The following is a 22,372-nucleotide window of genomic DNA, read 5'->3' as shown; positions in this document are numbered from 1 at the left end:
GCCCTTAAAAGTTATCCAATGACTTTTAAGGGCAGTTTTTATATAGAAATGTTTCTTTAGACTTATATTCCTAAAGATTTTTTTTAGATCTCTAGTAGTTTTATATTAGATTATGATTAAATAAATCGACATATAGTCTTTCAATTTTGATTTTTTGGTCAATGTAAAATAAAATTATAGTACATCATGTAAAAGGAGAGGGAATTTTTTGAATAATAAAAAACAACTGGGTGTTCCAGGTATTCCTACTACTGGTTTCTTCGGTCATCCAAAGGGACTTTTCACACTGTTTTTCACAGAATTTTGGGAACGTTTTTCATACTACGGCATGCGGGCCATTCTGGTCCTCTACCTATACGCTGAAGTTAGCAAGGGTGGACTAGGATTTGACCAATCCACTGCCATGTCCATAGCTGCCATTTACGGATCTTTAGTCTATCTATCCGGTATTATCGGCGGATGGGTTGCAGACCGACTGCTTGGGACAAGCAGGACCGTATTCTACGGTGGAGTTTTCATTATGTTTGGTCATGTTGTTCTGGCATTGCCACTTGGTGCTGAAGCCTTTTTTGCCAGTATGTTCCTGATCATCATTGGTACCGGACTATTAAAACCAAATATTTCGAGCGTCGTTGGCGACTTATATACAAAAGATGACCTTCGTCGCGATTCAGGATTCAGTATTTTCTATATGGGAATCAATTTAGGTGCCTTTATTGCACCATTTATTGTTGAAGGATTACGCGGACATTATGATAGCTATCATGCTGGATTTTCAGCTGCCGCTGTAGGGATGTTTCTTGGACTAATCGTATTTGTTATTACAAAGAAGAAAAATCTAGGAACGATCGGAACACAGCCACCTAACCCATTAAGCCCGGAAGGCAAAAAGAAGTTTTCTCTTTATTTCGGTGTGGTAATCGCTCTATTAATCGCTCTTTTCTATGCTCTGATTACAATCGGTTGGTTAACCATTGATCGATTTGTCTTACTCGTAACCATTTTGGCAGTCATTATACCTATCGTTTACTTTGTATGGATGTACAAAAGTTCAAAAACAACTGTTGACGAGCGTTCTAGATTGCTCGCTTATATTCCTTTATTCCTGTCAGCTGTTGTCTTCTGGGCTATTTATGAACAAGGCTCTAATCTTTTAAATATCTATGCGTTAGAACGAACTAATTTAACTTTATTGGGCTTTAAAATTGCACCTGGTGTGCTCCAGGCTATGCCTGCTCTTTTCGTTATCATATTTGCACCAGTTGCAGCCTGGTTATGGATGAAGCTTGGGGATAGACAGCCTTCAACTTCCAAAAAATTCTCCATCGGGTTACTATTAGCGGGTTTATCATTTATTGTCATGCTGGTCCCTGGTTACCTGAGTGGTGGTGACTCACTTGTCAGTCCTTATTGGCTCATATTAAGCTACCTAATCGTTACACTTGGAGAGCTTTGTTTATCTCCTGTTGGCTTATCTGCCACTACCAAACTAGCACCGGCAGCTTTCTCTTCTCAAACGATGAGCCTCTGGTTCCTGGCAAGTGCAGTTGCACAGGCTATTAATGCACAACTTGTAAAACTTTATAGTACAGAAACGGAACTCCTTTACTTTGGATCAATCGGTGGATTCGCTATTCTTTGCGCAATCATTATCTACTTGATTTCACCAATTATCCAAAGATATATGAAAGGCGTTAAATAAGTAATAATGAAATGACCTCAGCTACTTTGCTGAGGTCATTTTTTATGTTTTAATCTAAAAGGCAGCGAACAGACAATCACTCAGCGCTGTCTGTTCACCATATAATTCATTAAATGCTTTAAAAATGAACTCTTTGGTGAAATCTGTACAATAGCTTCCATAGCATAGCAGTAATGATCCCACATTACTTTGCGAGCACCCTCCCTGCCGAGGACAGATACAAACGTTGAATTTTTATTTTCTTTATCCTGTCCGACAGGTTTTCCAAGTAAATGGTCATCCCCTTCTATATCAAGTAAGTCATCCTTAATTTGAAAGGCAATCCCGGCATGACGTGCGAATTTTTTTATCGATTCCATTTCGGATTCCTCTGCTTGAGCAAGAATGGCAGGCATAATTAATGAAGCCTCAAAAGCTATTCCTGTTTTGTAAAAGGCGAGAGTGTTCAATTCTTCTAATGTCAACGTTTTTCCCTTAGACTCCAAATCCATTGCCTGCCCTCTGCACATATCCATAGCTACTTGGGATGAATACTGAATCAAGTGAAGGACAGACTCTGAATTAAACTGCCTTAATGATGCTTGCTCCTTCATAGCACATTGGATAAGATAAACAGAGGTTATCTCAGCAATACCTGCGTTATAAACCTCATGCAAAGTTTCACGCCCTCTGCGAATAGGCGCATTATCCTGTGACGGCAGATCATCAAGGATAAGGGACGCGGTATGCATATATTCTAAGGATTTCAGGAGCGGTACAATGGCAATAGGATTTAATCCATATTCCCTTACCCCCATCATCCAAGTCACAATTGGCCTTAACCTTTTTCCATCACCTTCGAGACTGTAATTTGCCGCATCAACAATAGGATCCTTCATCAAAGAATCCGTTTCCTCTTTATGAACAGACAGAATCTGATTAATCTCCTGTCGAACAGTTTTTATTATGTTAACAAAATCACTTTCTTCCTTACGATCCTTTTTCAAATTGGTAAGGATATGGTCACGAAGCAGTTTATCAAAGAAATCTACATCATCCGCTTTCTGAACCATCTTTTGGATGAGATGATTGAATGCTGGCATATCAGCCGTTAACAGATTCATTAGTTCATTATATTTTTTAGTTCCCAATCGTTCTTTATTCCTTTTTAAGCCATTAATCGCTCGATCCAATATTACTTCACAGGCATTTGGATCAGACTCATACACATGGTGAATTAAATTAAAAATGACTGTCCAATATAATTCAAATGGATTGATAAGATCAGAACGCTTATCATAATAGGTTAAATAATAGGTATATGGAGTAACCGCCCCTGCCTCCATATCATCGAACAAATCAGCAAAATCATCGGCCAATTGATTATAGATTCCATAATAAAATGTGCGTTTATTAAATCCCTCATCCTCCGCGGCACTAATAACAGAACGAACAATCAATCGTGAGGAAGAAGATTTTAAGATGATTGGAATGAATAGTTCTTCATTTGTATACTGTTCATTTGTTAATTCTTTAACTCGGTCCACTTCCTGTGAATGAAAAAACACATAGGCCTGTTCAAAAAATACACTTATCGTTTCTGGCCTTTGGCTAGCTTTAATAAACTGAAAAGCTTCTTTAAGTTCTGAGTGAATAAACCGAATGAGCGTTTCATTTTTACCGCACCACTCGTCTATTGCTGGGACTCTCCCACTAATGAGCGTTGTTCTTATGATATCTGAAAACTGTTTTTTCTCCTGAATAGATAATATGCTCGCATCCAGTAAATCATCAATAAACGGATAGGTCAGACCATAGGAATACCCTAATCGGATTGCTTCATCAAGCTTTTGTGCCCGTTCTTCCGGAGAAATATCAGGGCTCATCTCTTCCATAACATGCATCATAACTCCGCCTATGATCTTGATCAATTTACGCTGTGCATTCTCGGCATCCATCCCATTCGGTATAGAGGAAGCAACTTTCTTTAATCTGTCAAACAACCAGATGACTGTAGATTCAATCTGCTCTTTTTGACCCCATCTGTACATACCAGGCATACTAAACAGATCGATTTCGCCAACTTCACCGGTTTTATCTTGAATCAATTGAGAAATCAGCTTATCCACAACTTGTTTGATTTTATTTTGTGTTTCAGGCAAGTCCAAGGCTTTACCCAAATCTCTCAGATAAATATATGAGATACTCCGATGAAGATATGGCTCCAGTTTCCCACTCTTATTCAACCATCGTAAGTACTGATGATACTCCTTGTTTGTTGGTTTTCTATTCTTAAGCGAAAAAAGGGAAACTAAGGATCGATGACGAATATGGTTCTGCTTCCATGATTGAATATCTTTCGTTAGTACGTCAATATAGTTCTTTGATTTGACCTGTGCATGCAGAGATTCGAAATACTGTCTGGCCCTCTGCTCATCTCTGGCATAACATTCATCAGCATTTATTATTTCCTTTTCATTCATACGCAAAATCTACCTCTTATTTTCTTTTGGTTATTTGTCGTCCTGCCAACTCTATACTTCAAACGTAACATCTTTATAAGCTGAATGCTAAAATAAACAAATTATATTTTTCTAACAAATTCTTACTCAAACGGACATTCCCCAAGTTAATAGGAATAAAGCATGTATATATTCATCCCAAGAGACAGCCACATCATTAAATAGGAAAATCCTCCTTCAAATAAGCTGAATGAGGATTTCCTATCTTACTTTTACAAATAACATTTAATAGATTTTTCAATCCAATACATAAATACCGTATTTGGGCATCTTTTTTCAAACAACTTCATACTTAAATACATATCGATTCCATCTGAAACATCGTGCCATAAATCTGTAAATACAAAATCAAATTGACCCTTTGCCATCGATCCTTGTGCATATTCAAAAGCATCCGCTTTAATGATCTTGATCTTTTTGCTGTTTTTAAACTGTGGCAAAATATAGGTTCGAAACAGGTCAATAACCTCTTCATTCTTTTCCACTACAGTGATACTTTCCACATTCTCTTTTTCAGAAACCATATAGGGATAATAGCCAAGACCCAATCCAAAAGTAAGCACGTTCCCAAATGCCTGATCAACCGCTTCTTTCATTGTTTCAATTTCGTTCGGTGTAACCGTCATCCATATTCTTTCATTTTCTAAAATCGCAGGATAGGTAAATTCCGTCTCAAAAAAACCAATTTGCGGTATTTGTCTTCCCTCTTTTGTTTGGACAATATCATTACATACAAACCCCTCAAATGGTTTATAAATTTCATATTTCAATTCGCTATTACCTATTTTGATCGTGGGAACCTTGATGTTCTTATAATAAGGATTATCATAATATTCCTTTTCATTAAGCTTAAAAAACATTTTGCTAAAATAGTTGTTAAATAAGTTTTTGTCTTCTGTCTTATCAACAATATCCAGTCCAAAAGCTGCAGCTAATATGACTGCAAACGCATGTTCATAAGATACGCCATATTGAACAATCTCATTAATCTCTTCTTTATCAATAAAGTCAGGCGCTTTATTTAAATAATTGCTCAGCAAAGCAAAAACTTTATTATTATCTTCTTCTATTCCGTCTTTCAGCTTCATGTCTTCACCTATATTCGTCGAGTTATAAGTAAAATAATAGCTAAAAAAAGGGATGAGGGCAATGAAGATGGAATTCCCACTCTACAATATTACCGAAAAATAAGCTTTTGATAATACAGGGAATTTAGATGTATGTACGAATAAAAAAGCTTCTGATTCAGTACAAATCAGAAGCTTATCTATTGGTTTAATTTGTTGCTTTTCCGCACTTCAATAAGTAGTAGGTACAGTGACTATTTAAGCACTTTTCACCTTAGGTTGTTTACTTTCTCCAATTTTCTCAATATCCTCTAAACTGCGACCGCGAGTTTCAGGAACGCATGTCCGGATAAATAGTACTCCCAGTAAACAAATACCACCGAAGATGGCAAAAACAGCTTCTTGAGGCATCGAAGCAGTCATGATTGGAAATAGCAATCCAACCAGGAAAGAACCGATCCAATTAAATGATGAAGCTAAACCTGATGCACGCCCGCGAATAGCCATCGGGAAGATCTCACCAACTATAACCCAAGTTAAAGGAGCCCAAGTGAATGAATAAAGTGCTACATAGATGCTTAAAAAAACAACCATCATCATCGGATCAGCATTAGGAATAACTATATTCAGGATTGCCGGTAAAATAAAGGAGAGTCCCATTATTGTTCCGCCCACAGTTAATAAAGTACGTCGCTTAAATTTATCAGCAATCAACAGGAAGACCAATGAACCTATTACGAGGATAACCCCCTGAATGATTGGCCACATCAACGCGGAACTGGCTGCATGCCCTGTTGCATTTTGTACAATCAACGGAATGTAATAGAAGATGGCATTTGCACCCTGAAATTGTTGAAAAGCAGCCACACCGACACCTGCAAATACCAAATACCGGTACTTACCACTTAAGAGAGTTCCCCAAGACGTTTTTAGATATGCTTTGTTTTCCTCTCTTGAAACTTCTTGAATTTGTTTTATTTCAGCATCAATTTCTTTTTTACTTGAGCGAATATAGCCCAATACCTTACGAGCTTCATCAAGTTTATTATTCTTGATTAAAAATCTTGGTGATTCAGGTAGCTTTAACATTCCAAAAAATAAGATGATAGCAGGTACTGCTGCCAAACCAAGCATCATTCGCCAAGCCATCGTTTCTGGTAGGTCTTTCAAAAAATAATCAACAATGTAGGAAAGCAACATTCCAGAAACAATCATTGTTTGATTTATTCCTGACAGACGACCGCGCAATCGTGCAGGCGCCATTTCCGACATATAGGCTGGAACTAACGCAGAAGCAGCACCTACAGCCAATCCTAAAAACATCCGAGAAACAATCAAAAATAGTATTCCATCATGAGGGGCAATTCCTGACAATATGGAACCTACAACAAAAATGACAGCAGATATTAAAATCATTTTCCGTCGTCCTAAACGGTCAGACAGCTGACCAGCCACGACACCTCCAAAAATAGCTCCAAACATTACGGATGAGGTAATCCATCCAATGGCTGTAGCTTTTCCTTCTAGACTCCAATCACTTTCTAAAAAAGGCAATGCCCCTGTCATAACACCAATATCATAACCAAAAAGTATGCCGGCAAAAGCCCCAAAAAAGTAAATAAAGCGACTTGAGATTTTCTTCTCATTAACCATTTATGTTCCCTCCACTAGGTGCAAAAATATATTGCTAGAAATCCCACCACTAAAACTATTACTGGCCTCAACATATATAAAAACGTTTTCATAGGAAGAAAAATTGCTATAGTGACAGAAAATTTTTAATTTAGTATTTACGTTCTCAGCTTGTCTTACATGATATGAGGTACATCCTATTAAATTTTAGAAAGCACCCTACTTAACTTACTGAAGATATTATCTTTGACAAGGATTTGGCCATTTTTACATCAAAATTCGTAATCCATAAACACATCGTTTCAATTTGTAATCTTAAACGCTTTCATATATAGAAACATAGAACACGCTTACAAATAAAAGTATCATATTCTTACTTCTGAATTACTACATTACCCTCCAAGGAAGCATAAGACCCCTCGGTGGATAAAGCCAGCCATTACCTAATAACTACATAGTCCAAATCAACAAGCTTTGCATAAGTGATAATTTGATCTGTTGTCAGATTCAATGAAACAACAGTATGGTGGCCGCCGCCATTCTCAATCCAAGCTTTAACCCCATCCTGGAAGTTCGGCTTCACTTCCCATAGTACACGGGCAACTGGAAGGTTAGGTGCTTTAACAGTTGGCTCAAATGCAGATACTTCGTTAATTAAAAGCTTGTAATGTGTACCAAAGTCAGCCATTGAAACAACAACACCGTCTCCTGCCTTACCATCGAAAACTAAACGGGCTGGATCCTCACGATCACCAATACCTAATGGAGATACGACAATTTTTGGCTTGTTACTAGCTAATGTAGGGTCTACTTCAAGCATATGCGATTGAAGAGCAGCTTCTTGCCCAACCGCTAGTTCATACGTGTAATCTTCCATAAATCCAGTCGATTGGTTATGGCTCATCACTTTAAGTAAGCGATCAAGCGCCGCAGTCTTCCAATCCCCTTCACCAGCAAAGCCATATCCTTGTGCCATCAAACGCTGGACAGCAAGGCCAGGAAGCTGTTTCATACCATATAAGTCTTCAAAGTTAGTTGTGAAGGCATTGTAACCACCAGCATCAAGGAAACGCTTAATGGCAATTTCATAGCTTGCTTGCACCTTCACGCTCTTTTCCCAATCTTCTTTGCTGTAAGTGCCATAATCAAATTCATATAGTTCCGCATACTCAGCAAGTAAATCGTCTACTTCTTCGTCCTTAACGTCATTCACATATTGAACAAGATCCCCTATACCAAAGTAGTCAACGGTCCATCCAAATTGAATTTGAGCCTCAACTTTATCCCCTTCGGTAACTCCAACATTACGCATGTTATCACCGAAGCGAGCAACTTTAATATTGAAACTTTCGTTATAAGCAACTGCTACGTCCATCCACTCTGCCATTTGTTTTTGAACTTCAGCACGTTTCCAGTAACCTACTACAACTTTATTTTGCTTTTTCAAACGCGCATTGATAAATCCATATTCACGATCACCATGAGCGGATTGATTCAGATTCATGAAATCCATATCAATGGTTTCCCATGGAATACTTTCGTTAAATTGCGTTGCTAAATGAAGCAATGGCTTTTGTAATAATTTTGTTCCGCGAATCCACATTTTTGCAGGTGAGAAGGTATGCATCCAGGTAATTACCCCTGCAACCTCATCACGATAGTTCACTTCTTTCATAATGCTTGTAATTTTATCTGCACTTACAGCTAAATCCTGCAATACAAGCGGGTAAGGTAATATACCGCTTTCATTTAAGGCATCCGTCATCGTTTGTGCGTGTGCTTTGACTTCCGCGAGTGCCTCTTCCCCATATAGATGCTGTGAACCTACGACAAACCAAAATTCTTTTGCTTTTAGCATAATAATCCTCTTTTCATAGTTTGATAGTTTGTATTATTTTTGCCCATAGTAGGCATTTTTCCCATGTTTACGTAGATAGTGCTTATCTAAAATACGTTGTGGCAATTCTTCAGCAAAATGATTCAATTCACGTGTAAACAAATTCATCTTGGCAACCTCTTCTAATACCACACTGTTCATAACTGCTGATTTTGCATCTTTGCCCCAAGTAAATGGTCCATGCCCATGAAGTAAAACACCGGGAACTGCCAATATATCTAATCCACGTTTATCAAATGTTTCGATAATTACCTTTCCAGTTTCCACTTCGTACCCACGATCAACTTCCTCTTGAGTTAAAAACCTTGCACATGGAATGGAACCATAGAATGTATCGGCATGAGTAGTTCCCATCGCCGGAACATCTAAACCTGCTTGAGCCCATATGGTCGCCCAGGTTGAGTGAGTATGCACAATACCGCCAATTTCTGAATAATGCTTGTAAAGTACTGCATGAGTTGCTGTATCTGATGAAGGATTCAATTCCCCTTCAACCACCTGACCATCCAAATCAACAACCACCATATCACTTGGCTTCATCGTCTTATAATCAACACCACTCGGTTTGATAACAAATAAGTCACTATCACGGTCAATTGCACTTACGTTTCCCCATGTATATTTGACGAGTCCATGCTCGGGCAATTCTAAATTTGCTTCAAATACTTCCTCTTTTAACTTTTCTAACACTTGAAACCCTCCAAACTTAGACTCATAAAATCAAATGATCGACAGCTGCCTGCTCAATTACGAGACCTTTTTTATATCGCTCTATAAATTTCTCAAAACCTTTAACATCAAATTGATCCGGATATATTTCTTGACTATCAACCTCGTAAAAGACTTTTTGGTCAAGGAATTCTTCCAGGCATTCTTTATCATTTTTGTTCATCATGTAAGAAGCCAGAATAGCCATTCCCCACGCACCGCCTTCTCCGGCTGTTGCCATAACGGATACTGGTGCATCAATGGCAGCTGCGACGATTTTTTGACCTACAACAGGTGTCTTGAATAATCCGCCGTGAGCCAAAATCCCATCAATTTCAACATTTTCTTTTTTAGTCATAATGTCCATTCCAATTTTTAAAGCGCCAAATGCAGTAAAAAGATGAGCTCGCATAAAGTTTGCTAAATTAAACTGACTATCAGGTGGACGGACGAATAGCGGTCGCCCCTCTTCCAATCCTGTAATATTTTCACCGGACAAATAGCCATAGCTTAGCAATCCGCCAGCATCTGGTTCAGCTTCCAATGCTTTATTCAACATCACTTCATATAATTGATCCGTTTCAATCTCATGACCCATTGCTTCAGAAAACTCACGGAATAATTTCAGCCAGGCATTTAAATCACTGGAGCAGTTATTAGCATGAACCATCGCCACTGGACTGCCATCAGGTGTTGTTACTAAATCAATTTCCGGATACACTTTTGAGAGTTCCTTTTCTAATACAATCATTGCAAAGACTGATGTTCCTACTGAAATATTACCAGTACGCTTTCTCACACTATTTGTAGCAACCATTCCTGTACCGGCATCACCTTCCGGCGGACAAAGCGGAATACCTGGTTGTAAATTCTGTGATTGATCAAGAATTTTGGCACCAACTACAGTCAATTCACCAGCTTGTTCTCCTGAAAGATAAACTTTAGGAAGAATCTCCTTCAGGCTCAAATGGCAACCTTTAGTGGAAATTAGTTCATCAAATTGCTTCACATTCGATTCATTGTAATTCTTTGTTGATTCATCGATTGGAAACATACCTGAAGCATCTCCAATGCCGATTGCTTTATTACCAGTCAGTAACCAATGGATATAACCTGCCAAAGTCGTAACATAATCAATACGCGGCAAATGTTTCTCTTCATTTAAAATGGCTTGATAAAGATGTGCAACGCTCCATCTTTCTGGGATATTGAATTTAAATGTATCAGTCAATTCTTTAGCTGCCGCACTCGTTGTTGAGTTACGCCATGTACGAAACGGAACAAGCAATTCGCCGGTGTGATCAAAGGCCATATATCCATGCATCATGGCCGAAATTCCAATAGAACCAATCGTGCGAATCGTAATCCCATAATTTCTTTCAACTTCTTGCTTCATCTCACGATATGACGCTTGTAGTCCAGTAATTATATCTACTAGGCTGTATGTCCAAAATCCATCTTCCAAGCGGTTTTCCCACTCATAGCTTCCAGATGCAATCGTTTCAAAATGATGATCAATTAACACTGCTTTGATACGTGTAGAACCAAACTCAATCCCAAGAGAAGTCTCTCCCTTAGTAATCGCCTCTTTTATGTTTGCTTTGTTCTTTTTCATATAAACCCCCATCTGATAGCGGTTCCAATATTCAGAATGATTGCGCTTTCTATTTGTTAACTCGATTATATTAATTTGTACGTACAAATGTCAACTAATATATAATTAGTACACACAAATATAATCTTACTGATTCTACTATTATTTAAACAACGACCCACAAAACCATTTATTGGGTATACTATTAAAGAAATAAATAAAGATGTTACTTTTAAAAGGGAATTAGATTACTTATTTTATTTCTTACTAATTCAAAGTAAAATATGTACATACAACTATTTCGAATCAATTAGTGCAAGAGCACCTATGAAGGAAGTGAGCAATAAATGAAACCAAAATATCAGGTCATCATTGATGATATAAAAAGCAAGATTCTTTCGGGAGATTACAGAGTTGGTGACCAAATCCCTACTGAAGCTTCCCTCCAAGGAAAATACGAAGTGAGCCGCCAAACAGTTCGTAAAGCTATTTTAGAATTATCTAACGAGGGGTTTTTAAGAAGTGAAAAAGGGTCTGGCACTTATGTCAGTAATCAATACCAAGCAAAATCAGGCGGTCAATCCAATACTAAAACAATCGGAGTTATTACAACCTACATTTCTGATTATATTTTCCCCTCTATTATTCGAGGAATTGAAGGTAGATTAAATGAAGAGAATTATTCGTTACTCTTAGCCAGTACAAATAATGATGTCGAACAGGAAAAAAAAGCGTTGGAAATGATGATGTCATTTGGCGTGGATGGTTTAATTGTTGAGCCTACAAAAAGCAATCTATATAATCCTAATATTTCTTACTACCTTTCGTTCAAAGAACAAGAGGTTCCATTCATTATGATTAATGCTTATTATGAGGAATTAAGTGTTGCTTTCCTATGTCTTGATGATGTACAGTCCAGTTATCTTGCCACAAAAGAATTAATTTCGAAGGGACATACACAAATTGGTCTCATATCAAAATCTGATGATCTACAAGGAAAGTATCGAATGAAGGGATATATAAAAGCGCTTGGAGAAGCAAAATTAGCATTTCGTCCAGAGCATGTACTTACATTCAATACAGAAACAAAACCTCAGTTATCTACTAACCTGAGGAAATTTCTAAATGAAAATAGTAATATGTTAACAGCTATTGTGTGTTATAACGACGAGGTTGGTTTAGAAGTAGTAAATGTATGCAAACAGCTTGAAATTCCTATTCCGGAGAAATTATCGATTATTGGCCAGGACAACTCCTATATTGCAAAAAACGCCAATATTTCCCTAACAACATTAACACACCCACAAGAACAAATGGGACGCGATGCAGCTGATTGGGTCATTAAGAAATTGCAAGGTAAAAAGGATTTACCAAATGAAACCTACTATGAGCCAGTGCTGATGGAAGGAGAAACAGTAAAAGAGATAGAACCGCACTAAACACATGTGAAATTTCTTTAGGATCACAGAATTCACTTTAAAATAAAATAAAAACCCAGTCCATGTTCGTAAAGAAGATGAACAAAAACTGGGTTTTCATTCCCATTTCAACTAACTTAATTACCTTACTATTTCTTTAATCCCTGCTGATCCTTCAGGTGAATTCCAATGTGGCCAATACCAAAAATAATAACAGAAATGATAAACCCAATTACTTTTCCATAAATTCCAAGGAGAAGAAAAGCTATTACAGGCAAAGTGGCTCCTGCTACAGGGATTCAAAGAAACTGCTGTAGAAGTCCTCCATAGTCCTTTCACTTTTAAAGTAACGAATCCACCAAATTTCGTAAAAAATCATAGATAAAAGTGACCCTAATAGCCATATACTCCAAGGCCGAACACTTCCAATTGTTATATTTGAAACCATTAAAGAGAAACAGACAACAAGGACCTGCCCAACCCTTTCAAAGGCAAGCAGAATTTTATTTTCACCTTGAACAATGTATCCTATTGGCTGCCTTTTGATCCAAATAAGATTAGGGATCATCAACATGAGCAACCAGATTGCTCCAATATATGAAAACTCCAAATGACCTATCATTGAAATCCCCCATTTCAAAACTAGGCTATACCCTACTTTACTTAAAACGCTATTAAACCGTACACGAACCAACGGATATGAATGTTTGCCCTACATAAAAGAAACCCGCCTCTCATTTAAAAGCAGGTGAAGTTTTTATTTTTTTCGAATTGATAACATATACTGTACATTAGTAATAACTAAAATAAGGAGAATCGTAAAAATTCCAAATAATTGGGACACACCAGAGATGATCGAGTAGCCAATGAGTACAAGCACCGCTATAACTATCACACAGTTCAAGAAGCACTAAAAATAGCAAGTAAATAAAATATCGCAAAGAAAACGGATACAACGATTATTAGAATGCCTTGAGCTTTAAGAAAAGTCGTTAGTATATGCTCTTGTTTGTTTGCAGCGTATTCTTTAGCATATAAGAAGTGTAATGGGATACAAAATAAAGAAAAACAAAACCCAACACTTAAAGATATTAAAACAAATTGAAGGGAGAATGGCAGACTCGTTTCTGAAAAGATAATGATTAAACCGAATAAGGGAACGCCGCACCAAAAACCAAATGCAAGAAACAATATCATTAATGTCATGATAAAAATAAATATATTATTCTTTATGGATTGGAAATATATCTGCATGTTTTTTCCCTCCTGAGAAAGACTCCTTATATCATCATATATTTCATTACAGGCTATTTATGATCTAAACACTATCAGTCTTAATGAATTAAACATAAGAGAATTAAAACTACGGAATAATGGGGAAGTAAATCAGCCAAGGACTAATTATACTGTTCATATTCGTTCTTTTACCTTTTATTTTCTACACTTTTCAGCCAGTGTCTAAGTCCTTTACCAGCATAGGGTTCATCACTAAATCGAGGAATAATATGTAGATGAGAGTGCATGATATGTTGACCCCCAATTGAATCACAGTTCCACCCAATGTTATATCCATCAGGTCGATATGTATCATCCAGGAGCGCTTTTACTTCTTGCAGTAATGAATAGGTAGCGGACCATTCTTCCTCTGTCATGTCAAATAATGTTTCACGGTGTTTTATTGGAACAATTAATCCTGAGCCGACTAATACTTCCTGTGGCATTTGCAGAAACATACAATGTTCATTTTTTACTACCACTTCTTGTTGTTCTATTATATCCGGATGACAAAATGGGCATGCTTTCACTTCAATCCCCTCCTTAAATCTATTTTCATTTTTACATTTTCTTACTTTTCATAGCGACACCTTTCTAAAAAAATAAAACAAACAAAAACGCAAAGGCATTACAACCTTTACGTTCTTCTATTTAGATGTATAAAAAAAGACCTCATATTCGCAAAGTTCACGAAATAAGGATAGATTAAGCAAATGTATTTTTCGAGGTCTGCAGTATCATTTTCATTTCAAAGATAAAAGATGTAACATACAATATCTAGATATATTCGTCTGGATTTAACAATATTCTTTATGTAACTTGATTAATTCTTGGACGACTCCAGGTCGCTGTGTCGGAATACGGGGACATACGTGATAGTATTCTTCTTTTCTCAGATGCTTCTTTCCAAAGGTTGGAACAGTTGCTTCATGAAGCAAGGTTTTCCATGCTTGTTTGATTGCCCTATAATTCTCCCATCTCCGCTCATTGGCGATTCCCCAACCAAGGATAATCCAGGGATGCCGCCTTATCTCTTGAACAGATACCAAAGAATCCTTTGGATCATATTCCTGTTCTTCAACTAGTTTTTCCAATAGATCAATAGCCCTTCCTTGAGTAGGATCTTGGATTATAAATAGGTTATAGATATATAATCTGCCTGAGACCGACTGCCTATCTTCATATATTCCTTCTACTACCCGAACTAACTGTTTCATGGTTTCATCAAGTCTGTGTATCTTTCCTTGCGCTTTTCCCTTTATATGCAGTTCTGTTACCAACTCCCGCCCTAATTCTGCAGATCCAGGATTACACAAAAGACAAGCTCCTAGTGATTGCTCTGAGTTACCCCACTGAATGTATGTCGATGTGCGGTAAATATAATTTCCTTTCTTTTGATAGTGTGCATAGGCTGTAGGTATGTTCATAAACACTTCCTCCTTTTGCACTTATATTGTTTATTGGTCTGAATTCTGTATGTCTGGTATTGCAGGAAGATACAAGAGTACTAAATTGGATAATAATGAGGCAGCATGGTCTATCCCTAATGTTTGGAATACTTGTTGATAATGAGCAATAAACTCCTCTTTAGAGGTGGAGATGTGGTCGCTGTCGTTGATAAATTGTACAAGTACCAGCCATGTTGGAATCTGAAGTTCTTGATTTAGGATTTGTAAATAAGCTAATCGATTCGCCAACTGGTAATAGTCATACAGCCAAGGATTTATAGATGTAGTGGAACCGAACTTCTTTTGTGTGACAGTGAGGGTTTCAGTTATTTTAGAGATACTTTGTAAGGAAGTAGCTTTTATCTTGGAGTGAGTTTCACGACGATGGGCCTTGGCTTCCACCAATACCAATCCTTTTTGGCCGGTACCTTCTACTGTCCCTATTCCATCCCAGACAGGTCCATTTTTCGGCCAATTTGATCTTAAAAAGAGGATCGATGATTGCAAAGTGTCTTTATTGCCATAATAGAACTTTAAAAAATCATCCTGATATTCGGTGTAACCTTCATGTGCAAGAGGCGATTTCCAGTCAATCCTTTGTTTTTCTGCAAAAGCTACTAGAGAAGGAGAGTGTGAGAAGATATCTTGATCTAATACTCTACTATATTTATTAACATACATCTGGAGATGGTATTGGCTTCCTTTCGTTTTATTTGTCATAATGTTCACCTGAAGAAATCCAATTGTATTTTTGCAATCGATTCATTTTTGCTTTTAAAGAAATTCCCCGGACTAAATCTAGCTCACTGTCTGACTTACGAATCATGAACACATCTATTTTCATATCACTTTTCACCCCTTACCTTATTTCCTAAATAATACCATAATGTCTCTCTATTTTGATTTAGTATTTTCTTATTTAACAGTTTTTCAGGAAAATCGTTCGGGGAAATATGGAAGTAATCCTATTTGCTGAAAGATAGAGAAAATGCGTAGGACGAATTGTTTTATTTTGAATACAATATAGGAGCATAAACCGTAAGAATCACCTCCCCATAATAGCCTGTAAGGAGGCAATTTAATGTTAAATATATTAGTTTTAGACTATGATTTTACACACTCCTATTATAAAAATTCTTTTTATTTATGGGATGAATTAAAAAAACTAACCAATTGTGTTCTTTTAACTCCGACACAATATGATCCTCACATAAAGTTAGATGAGATAGTGGACATGTGTCCCTTCAGGCCAGATTTCATTATAATAAACGAATTCGTAAATTTTCATCATGACTGGAGCCTGGAAGATGTGGATAAAGTAACTATTCCTATAGGTTATATGCCACACGATATAGATGCATTTGTAGATATTAGAAGAGAATACTTACAGCAAAACAATATGAGCTTGATATTCCCATTATATAAAGAAAGCTATCTAAGACTTTATCCTGAATTTGCGGATAAAATGCGATGGCTCCCACACCATGTAAACACAAATATATTTAAAGATTATAATATGATTAAAGATATAGATTCATTATTAATTGGTCGTGTTAAACAGTCTTACTATTCTTTGCGTAAAAAAATACTACAACAAATGAATGGTCACCCTGGCTTCGTCTACATGGTTCATCCATCTGACCAAGATTCCTCCCAAGGTTCATGGATAGAAGGTGAAGAATATGCCCGATTAATTAATCAATCAAAGATATTTTTTAGTTGTTGCTCCACCCTCAACTATCCACTTTTAAAATATTTCGAAACATTGGGTTGTCGAACGTTACTTCTGGCAGACACATGCTCAGATTTAACGTCATTAGGTTTTAAACCGGGTGAACACTTTGTAGAGATTAACGAACACAATATTTATGAGAAGTTTATGTACTACTTAAACAATGAAACAGAGCGTAATCAAATAGCAGCCAACGGTTATCAATTTATAAGAAGCCATCACTCTACTGAAATAAGAGCCCAGCAACTTGTCTCTTACATTCAGGCATTTTTGGGGCATTGAGTAGTCAATGTATAGGAACCTTACAATGTCATTGGTCACAATGCTAAGGCGAGTAAGAATGCAGACCAGGTGTGTCAAGCCTATTGGGATAACACCTTTACTGGTTCCATTAGCTTAAACCAAGGAGAAATTTTGATGATCGAATGAAGGTTTATTCTTGAATGTCTGCATTCGGACATCGTTTTTTCAACTCGTTGATAAACTCCTTTTTATCCTTTGGTGATATCTTTACACTACCAAGGGTTGCTGACTTGTAAAATAATTCAAATCCCTGATTAGATGATAAAATTCGGTAGCCAGTGAATATATCGTTGGTTGGAGAAATTTTTGTTATGGTTTGATAAGGGATTTTACTTCTGAATGGACCGCCTTTCACTAATAGATAATCTTCATAGAAAACGTATTTAATAAAAAAAGAGACCCATACTATCAAACCCACCGAAATAATAAAGATAGCAAACATTATGATTACGGTAGATATTGTTGCTTCTTTATCAAAGAACGGCGGTAGTAGTGTGACAGCACCTATTGTTATAGCTGCTATTATAATAAATATCACGAAAAAAGCATCTACTTTTGAACGGAAAATCATTAAGTAAACACAACCTTCTTATAGTATATTTATACAGTTTAATAACTTTCTTTAAATAGATTCTATTTTTAATTTCCATTTCCTTCTTCCACAAATCTGTCCCTTTACTTCCATAAGTAGTTATCATGAGAAAAGGATATTCATTCTTCATGGATCAATGACCCTGTTAAAGAGCCGGGTACACGAAAAAGGGAAATATATAGGAAAAAGTTAATCAGGTGATTTATCAATGCATATAGCCTAAATAAACATAGGATTAAAAAATGAAAGTAATTGTAGACAAAGATGGTGTAATAAAAACGGCTTACCCTATATTTGGTAAGTCTGTAGGAAAGGTGAAATAACATTAGAGGGATGGATTGCAAAAATGAAACTATTATTTGAAGTTGAAGAGTATGAAGATATGAAAGGTCTCCCTTTTGACTTGATGACTTATTTTGATAGTAGATTATACGTATATATTTTAGATAACGGAAAAAAAAGAGAAATATTAAATTCAACATTTCATAATAGTACGTTACTTGATTTAGGAGACCATCTAATCACTCTAAGCAAGGGAAAAACAAAACAAGTTGACCTAGAAACATCTGAAAATGCTATGAAATATACATTTAAAAAACCTCAAAACCTGTTGTTCATTGACTGTTTTAGCTGTTATGATCAAAATAAACAAAGAATAGTAGAATGCTCCTTCGATGATTTCTCAAGGGCTTTCACATTGGAATACCAAAAATATACAAATGATATATTGAAGAAAGACGAAAATGCAAATGAAGATGAAACCTTTGTAATAATGGTTGACCAATTAACATTATTAAAAGAATTAAATGGTGTTTCTTGAATGAAACTCCTCTCTACTCATTAAATAAAAGCCCGGATTCGTATTGGATCGAACCCGGGTAGATACTGAAAAAGACCCGGAAATCCCGAAAACCGAGTCTGATTAGGAAAACTATATTGTATGGTCACATTGGAGACAAAAGAATGCGTATTCTCTCTTTTGGCCAGGCGTTTAAAGGGCATGATAAACCTTATGCCTTTACCCATTAGAACTCTCCATTACTAACATTTTTTCTTCTCCTAATAATTCGGCATTCACTCTCGCACTTAACTTGGTCAACCTTATCATACAATCGGGGGCTTTAGCGAAACAAGGTGACAGCAAAAATCCGTCTGTATTTTTTTCCATTAGCAATAATGTTCACAAAAAGGCTTAACAAACATAAAAAACGGAGGCCTACATGTGTAGACCTTCGTTTTTCAACTCCTTTATTCGTCTTTGCAACGTCTTAGATTGTATACCTACTTTTGGTTCTTCAAAATTTTATTCTTCCTATGTTTTCATTCATATTATTTATCTGTTTGTTTTTGCTTCTTTTTCAAATACTCCGCACGTATTTTTTCAAGTTGCTGCTTTTTATCAAATTTGGCAGGCGTCTGTTTTTCATGAAACTTTGTCACAGCTACCTTACCTTTGGTATCCAATTGATATTTTCCCACTTTGTTCACCTACTTTTCTTGTCTTTAAAGAGAATCTATTCAACAAATATAATATACCTAATCTTACTGAAGTAAACCTTATTACATTATCAGCGTGTATTATCAATTCGTTCATTAATTATTCCTCGTAATTCATTTATCCTAGCCATCATCCTTTGAGTGGCTTGCATTAAGAAGGAATCAAAAGCGATAAACCTATCCTCTGCATTATTAGCTCGTTCATCTTTAATTTCAAATGCTTGTTGGGTTTAATTTTGTATATAATCATTTAAAACATCTTCTGTCATATAAATCCCATTTCCTGACATTAGTTCATCTATATACCCAGTTTCATCAAACTCCAGAAATTCAATGACTTCTGGAACTATCTCATATTCGTAAATTAAATCCCGAAAGATTCGCCAACTCCTCGAATAGTTCTTCATACTCATCCGTTAATTTTCTACTAGACAAGTTACTTTCAATTTCTCGGATCAATATGGAGCTCCAAGGGTTTGAGTGGCATTAGAGATGAATAGGAGCAGGAGCTTTTCCTGCTGGATCATGAAGAATGGGAACAGAAACAAGCCCGGATTCGTATTGGATGGAACCCGGGTTGATATTGAGTCAGACCCGGAAATCGGAAAAGTTTACTTTACCAAAAACCGAGTCTGAATCGGAAAACTTTATTTTGTCTAGGAAAACTTTATTTTATGGTTACACCTTCAGCATAATTTCCACAACACATTCGACGTGGGAAGTTTGTGGGAACATGTCCACTGGTTGAATGTATTTTGGTCTGTATTTTTTGCTTAGGTAGTCCAGATCCTTTGCCAGTGTGGATGGGTTACAGGATACATAAACGATTTTTCTTGGACGTGTCCGCAGAATGGCATCCATTAGCTTTTGATCCAAGCCGCTTCTCGGTGGATCAACGACAACGACATCCGGCCTCCAGCCTTCGCGCAGCCATTTAGGCATGAGGACTTCCGCTTTACCTACTTCGTAACTGACGTTATCCATGTTATGCTTCTTAGCGTTTTGGATGGCATCTTCAATCGATTCCGGAATGACATCCATTCCACGGACTTCTTTACAATAATCTGCAAGCCATAGTCCAATGGTTCCCACTCCGCAATAAGCATCTACCACTCGTTCATGACCATGAAGGCGGGCAGCTTTTTTCACTTCATCATAGAGCTTTACTGTCTGAACCGGATTCAACTGGAAGAAGGTACGTGCGGATAACTCATAAGATAGATTGCCAAGTTCTTCTTCTATTGCTTCCTCTCCCCAAAGGTGAATGGTCTTTTCACCGAATACAAGTGGGGTCTGTTCTTTATTCACGTTTTGAACAATCGAAACCACTTCTGGTAAGCGCTTGTTGATTTCTTCAATGATTTGGCGCTTCTTAGGTAGCTTTTCAGAAATAGTGATAATCACTACTTGGACTTGATCCGAAGAGAAACCAACACGGGTTACGACTGTTTTAACGATCCCGCTTTTCTTCTTCACATCATAGGCCGGCAATCCAAATTCCTGCAGAATATCTAGTACCGTACGGGTAACTTTGTTTGTCGCATCATGCTGAACGATACAATTTTCGATATTGATCAGATCATGAGTGTTAGCCGCATAAAGGCCCGCAATCAGTTCCTGTTTCTCATTGGTACCGACCTGGAATTGGTTCTTATTACGGTAATTCCATGGATTCTCCATGCCAATTGTTGGGCGGATATCTACATTGCTGGCATCGAATTTGCTATGACGCTCCAATGATTGAATGACAATATCACGCTTTTCCTTCAATTGTTGGCTGTATTCCAAATGCTGCAATTGGCATCCGCCGCATACGTCATAAACCGGACATGGTGCGTCGACTCGATGTGGCGATGCTTTTTTAATCTTTTTCACAAGACCTTCCGAATACTTCGGATGGACCTTCGTAATCTTTACTTCTACGATTTCATCTGGTAGAGCACCTGGTACAAATACAACTTGGCGTTTATAGTAGCCGACTCCCTCACCGTTTATACCAAGGCGTTTAATTGTTAGTAAAATCTCTTGTCCTTCACGGACTAATGTTGCCTGCTCGTTCATCCATATTCCTCCGTTTTTCAATGCTTCTCCATAAGTAAAGCGTGGCGTAGCTTAAATAAGGGTGCCACTCCTTACTGAATTGCTCCATCTCTTCCATTGTTGGCTTTCGTTCTAAGTTATATAGCAACTTAATGGCATTTTGAATACCAATATCTGCTTTTGGAAATAAATTCGGACGGCCAAGGCCAAATAACAGGAAGTTTTCCGCTGTCCATCTCCCGATACCGCGAATACTAGTTAATTCTGCTATAACTTCTTCATCCGTCTTTGTACGTAACTCTTCTAACCTGAGTTCACCACTTGCGACTTTTTCTGAAAGACCAATCACATACTCCGCCTTCCTGCCGCTGAATTTTAATCCTTTTAGCTCATCCACCGTCAGAGCAGCGGTTGTGGCTGGAGATGGATAAAACCATACTCCATCCTTTTGAAATCCATAAGTTTTGACAAAATCCTTCGTCAATCTCTGGGCAAACGCCATATTTAGCTGCTGGTGAATAATGCTTTTTACGAGGCAGCTATATAGATCAAATTCCAAAATAAGCGGGGTTCCACGGTGGAGAGTGAAAATATCATTTAGTTTCGTCCCGCCAAAATGGGCATGTATATCGGAAAGTGGCAGATGCCACTGAAAAATCTCCATTAAACGATTCGTGGCTAAAGCCTGTTCCTCTTTACCGGAAATCGTAAATGCTGGTTCATCTACCGTCCCAATGGCTTGAACAGAATAAACATTCGGTTTGCCATGGATCAGTAAAGGCACTTGAATCAATCGATTATGGTAATCTATTTCATACAAAGGATCAAGACCGATCCTTTCCAATACAAGGTCAAAATCATAGGGAGCTTCTACATGGATGGTTTCTTTCCACATCACTAACACTCCTTTACAGACTAGTCCCGTTATTATAACAGGTTTCACTGCTATATGGGTACATAGGAAAA

The 22,372-nt window shown here is 37.2% G+C and carries 20 protein-coding genes; 4 read left to right on the top strand and 16 right to left on the bottom strand.

Translation table 11 applies throughout. The annotated features are described in order from the left end of the window. Positions 1 to 208: 208 nt before the first annotated feature. Positions 209 to 1,702: a peptide MFS transporter gene (locus AC4G3K_RS15125; RefSeq protein ID WP_491133827.1), complete on the top strand. Its 1,494-nt coding sequence runs from the start codon at positions 209 to 211 to the stop codon at positions 1,700 to 1,702. Between the two features lie 80 nt (positions 1,703 to 1,782). Here AC4G3K_RS15125 and AC4G3K_RS15120 read toward each other — a convergent pair whose 3' ends face one another. From AC4G3K_RS15120 to AC4G3K_RS15095, 6 genes are all read right to left on the bottom strand, one after another. Further along, the gene (locus AC4G3K_RS15120; protein WP_491133886.1) at positions 1,783 to 4,164 is read right to left on the bottom strand and encodes a polyprenyl synthetase family protein; all 2,382 of its coding nucleotides are present in this window, start codon (positions 4,162 to 4,164) and stop codon (positions 1,783 to 1,785) included. Between the two features lie 251 nt (positions 4,165 to 4,415). Next, the gene (locus tag AC4G3K_RS15115; protein WP_491133826.1) at positions 4,416 to 5,291 is read right to left on the bottom strand and encodes a spermine/spermidine synthase domain-containing protein; all 876 of its coding nucleotides are present in this window, start codon (positions 5,289 to 5,291) and stop codon (positions 4,416 to 4,418) included. Positions 5,292 to 5,528: 237 nt separating this feature from the next. Continuing rightward, positions 5,529 to 6,923 (bottom strand): sugar porter family MFS transporter, encoded by a 1,395-nt coding sequence (locus AC4G3K_RS15110; RefSeq protein ID WP_491133825.1) that lies wholly within the window; start codon positions 6,921 to 6,923, stop codon positions 5,529 to 5,531. A gap of 418 nt (positions 6,924 to 7,341) precedes the next feature. After that, positions 7,342 to 8,760 (bottom strand): L-arabinose isomerase, encoded by a 1,419-nt coding sequence (gene araA, locus AC4G3K_RS15105; RefSeq protein WP_491133824.1) that lies wholly within the window; start codon positions 8,758 to 8,760, stop codon positions 7,342 to 7,344. Between the two features lie 33 nt (positions 8,761 to 8,793). After that, positions 8,794 to 9,489 (bottom strand): L-ribulose-5-phosphate 4-epimerase, encoded by a 696-nt coding sequence (locus AC4G3K_RS15100; protein WP_491133823.1) that lies wholly within the window; start codon positions 9,487 to 9,489, stop codon positions 8,794 to 8,796. Positions 9,490 to 9,511: 22 nt separating this feature from the next. Beyond that, positions 9,512 to 11,122, bottom strand: a complete 1,611-nt coding sequence (locus AC4G3K_RS15095; protein ID WP_491133822.1) for a xylulokinase — start codon at positions 11,120 to 11,122, stop codon at positions 9,512 to 9,514. A 326-nt stretch (positions 11,123 to 11,448) separates the two neighbouring features. On the opposite strand from AC4G3K_RS15095, the gene AC4G3K_RS15090 reads away from it, so the two are divergent. After that, positions 11,449 to 12,540, top strand: a complete 1,092-nt coding sequence (locus AC4G3K_RS15090) for a GntR family transcriptional regulator (protein ID WP_491133821.1) — start codon at positions 11,449 to 11,451, stop codon at positions 12,538 to 12,540. Between the two features lie 879 nt (positions 12,541 to 13,419). On the opposite strand, the gene AC4G3K_RS15085 is transcribed toward AC4G3K_RS15090, so the two are convergent. The 5 genes from AC4G3K_RS15085 to AC4G3K_RS15065 form a co-directional block, all read right to left on the bottom strand. Beyond that, complete coding sequence (locus tag AC4G3K_RS15085; protein ID WP_491133820.1) at positions 13,420 to 13,773, bottom strand: hypothetical protein; 354 nt, start codon at positions 13,771 to 13,773, stop codon at positions 13,420 to 13,422. A 170-nt stretch (positions 13,774 to 13,943) separates the two neighbouring features. Continuing rightward, on the bottom strand, positions 13,944 to 14,324 hold the full coding sequence (locus tag AC4G3K_RS15080) for an HIT family protein (protein ID WP_491133819.1): 381 nt from the start codon (positions 14,322 to 14,324) through the stop codon (positions 13,944 to 13,946). 267 nt (positions 14,325 to 14,591) lie between these two features. Then, positions 14,592 to 15,221, bottom strand: coding sequence for a hypothetical protein (locus AC4G3K_RS15075; RefSeq protein ID WP_491077845.1), 630 nt, complete (start codon positions 15,219 to 15,221; stop codon positions 14,592 to 14,594). 30 nt (positions 15,222 to 15,251) lie between these two features. After that, on the bottom strand, positions 15,252 to 15,962 hold the full coding sequence (locus AC4G3K_RS15070; RefSeq protein WP_491133818.1) for a hypothetical protein: 711 nt from the start codon (positions 15,960 to 15,962) through the stop codon (positions 15,252 to 15,254). Beyond that, the gene (locus AC4G3K_RS15065; RefSeq protein WP_491077843.1) at positions 15,952 to 16,086 is read right to left on the bottom strand and encodes a hypothetical protein; all 135 of its coding nucleotides are present in this window, start codon (positions 16,084 to 16,086) and stop codon (positions 15,952 to 15,954) included. The genes AC4G3K_RS15070 and AC4G3K_RS15065 overlap by 11 nt, the downstream gene beginning before the upstream one ends. A 237-nt stretch (positions 16,087 to 16,323) precedes the next feature. Here AC4G3K_RS15065 and AC4G3K_RS15060 point away from each other — a divergent pair, with 237 nt between their 5' ends. Further along, positions 16,324 to 17,256 carry a glycosyltransferase family protein gene (locus AC4G3K_RS15060; protein WP_491133817.1) on the top strand — a complete coding sequence of 311 codons (933 nt, stop codon included), beginning with the start codon at positions 16,324 to 16,326 and terminating at the stop codon, positions 17,254 to 17,256. 151 nt (positions 17,257 to 17,407) lie between these two features. Here AC4G3K_RS15060 and AC4G3K_RS15055 read toward each other — a convergent pair whose 3' ends face one another. Beyond that, positions 17,408 to 17,848, bottom strand: a complete 441-nt coding sequence (locus tag AC4G3K_RS15055; RefSeq protein WP_491077840.1) for a PH domain-containing protein — start codon at positions 17,846 to 17,848, stop codon at positions 17,408 to 17,410. Positions 17,849 to 18,215: 367 nt separating this feature from the next. On the opposite strand from AC4G3K_RS15055, the gene AC4G3K_RS15050 reads away from it, so the two are divergent. Next, positions 18,216 to 18,689, top strand: a complete 474-nt coding sequence (locus AC4G3K_RS15050) for a hypothetical protein (RefSeq protein ID WP_491133816.1) — start codon at positions 18,216 to 18,218, stop codon at positions 18,687 to 18,689. A 509-nt stretch (positions 18,690 to 19,198) separates the two neighbouring features. Here AC4G3K_RS15050 and AC4G3K_RS15045 read toward each other — a convergent pair. From AC4G3K_RS15045 to AC4G3K_RS15030, 4 genes are all read right to left on the bottom strand, one after another. Beyond that, positions 19,199 to 19,348 carry a hypothetical protein gene (locus AC4G3K_RS15045; protein ID WP_088090641.1) on the bottom strand — a complete coding sequence of 50 codons (150 nt, stop codon included), beginning with the start codon at positions 19,346 to 19,348 and terminating at the stop codon, positions 19,199 to 19,201. A gap of 248 nt (positions 19,349 to 19,596) precedes the next feature. Next, entirely contained in the window at positions 19,597 to 19,779 is a 183-nt protein-coding gene (locus AC4G3K_RS15040) for a hypothetical protein (RefSeq protein WP_491133815.1), read from the bottom strand. 265 nt (positions 19,780 to 20,044) lie between these two features. Next, complete coding sequence (gene rlmD, locus AC4G3K_RS15035; protein ID WP_491077837.1) at positions 20,045 to 21,427, bottom strand: 23S rRNA (uracil(1939)-C(5))-methyltransferase RlmD; 1,383 nt, start codon at positions 21,425 to 21,427, stop codon at positions 20,045 to 20,047. After that, positions 21,399 to 22,301 (bottom strand): DNA-3-methyladenine glycosylase family protein, encoded by a 903-nt coding sequence (locus AC4G3K_RS15030; RefSeq protein WP_491077836.1) that lies wholly within the window; start codon positions 22,299 to 22,301, stop codon positions 21,399 to 21,401. The genes rlmD and AC4G3K_RS15030 overlap by 29 nt, the downstream gene beginning before the upstream one ends. Positions 22,302 to 22,372: the final 71 nt, after the last annotated feature.

Source organism: Bacillus sp. z26 (assembly GCF_058313635.1).
The sequence above is the reverse complement of the archived record's forward strand: the minus strand, read 5'-3'. Positions and strand labels throughout refer to the sequence as shown.

Bases quoted from the DNA above. Each gene is read 5' to 3' on its own strand.
- AC4G3K_RS15120 (WP_491133886.1), bottom strand. From the start codon at position 4,164: ATGAATGAAAAGGAAATAATAAATGCTGATGAATGTTATGCCAGAGAT.
- AC4G3K_RS15115 (WP_491133826.1), bottom strand. From the start codon at position 5,291: ATGAAGCTGAAAGACGGAATAGAAGAAGATAATAATAAAGTTTTTGCT.
- AC4G3K_RS15110 (WP_491133825.1), bottom strand. From the start codon at position 6,923: ATGGTTAATGAGAAGAAAATCTCAAGTCGCTTTATTTACTTTTTTGGG.
- araA (WP_491133824.1), bottom strand. From the start codon at position 8,760: ATGCTAAAAGCAAAAGAATTTTGGTTTGTCGTAGGTTCACAGCATCTA.
- AC4G3K_RS15095 (WP_491133822.1), bottom strand. From the start codon at position 11,122: ATGAAAAAGAACAAAGCAAACATAAAAGAGGCGATTACTAAGGGAGAG.
- AC4G3K_RS15090 (WP_491133821.1), top strand. From the start codon at position 11,449: ATGAAACCAAAATATCAGGTCATCATTGATGATATAAAAAGCAAGATT.
- AC4G3K_RS15085 (WP_491133820.1), bottom strand. From the start codon at position 13,773: ATGCAGATATATTTCCAATCCATAAAGAATAATATATTTATTTTTATC.
- AC4G3K_RS15075 (WP_491077845.1), bottom strand. From the start codon at position 15,221: ATGAACATACCTACAGCCTATGCACACTATCAAAAGAAAGGAAATTAT.
- AC4G3K_RS15070 (WP_491133818.1), bottom strand. From the start codon at position 15,962: ATGACAAATAAAACGAAAGGAAGCCAATACCATCTCCAGATGTATGTT.
- AC4G3K_RS15065 (WP_491077843.1), bottom strand. From the start codon at position 16,086: ATGAAAATAGATGTGTTCATGATTCGTAAGTCAGACAGTGAGCTAGAT.
- AC4G3K_RS15060 (WP_491133817.1), top strand. From the start codon at position 16,324: ATGTTAAATATATTAGTTTTAGACTATGATTTTACACACTCCTATTAT.
- AC4G3K_RS15055 (WP_491077840.1), bottom strand. From the start codon at position 17,848: ATGATTTTCCGTTCAAAAGTAGATGCTTTTTTCGTGATATTTATTATA.
- AC4G3K_RS15050 (WP_491133816.1), top strand. From the start codon at position 18,216: ATGAAACTATTATTTGAAGTTGAAGAGTATGAAGATATGAAAGGTCTC.
- AC4G3K_RS15040 (WP_491133815.1), bottom strand. From the start codon at position 19,779: ATGAGTATGAAGAACTATTCGAGGAGTTGGCGAATCTTTCGGGATTTA.
- rlmD (WP_491077837.1), bottom strand. From the start codon at position 21,427: ATGAACGAGCAGGCAACATTAGTCCGTGAAGGACAAGAGATTTTACTA.
- AC4G3K_RS15030 (WP_491077836.1), bottom strand. From the start codon at position 22,301: ATGTGGAAAGAAACCATCCATGTAGAAGCTCCCTATGATTTTGACCTT.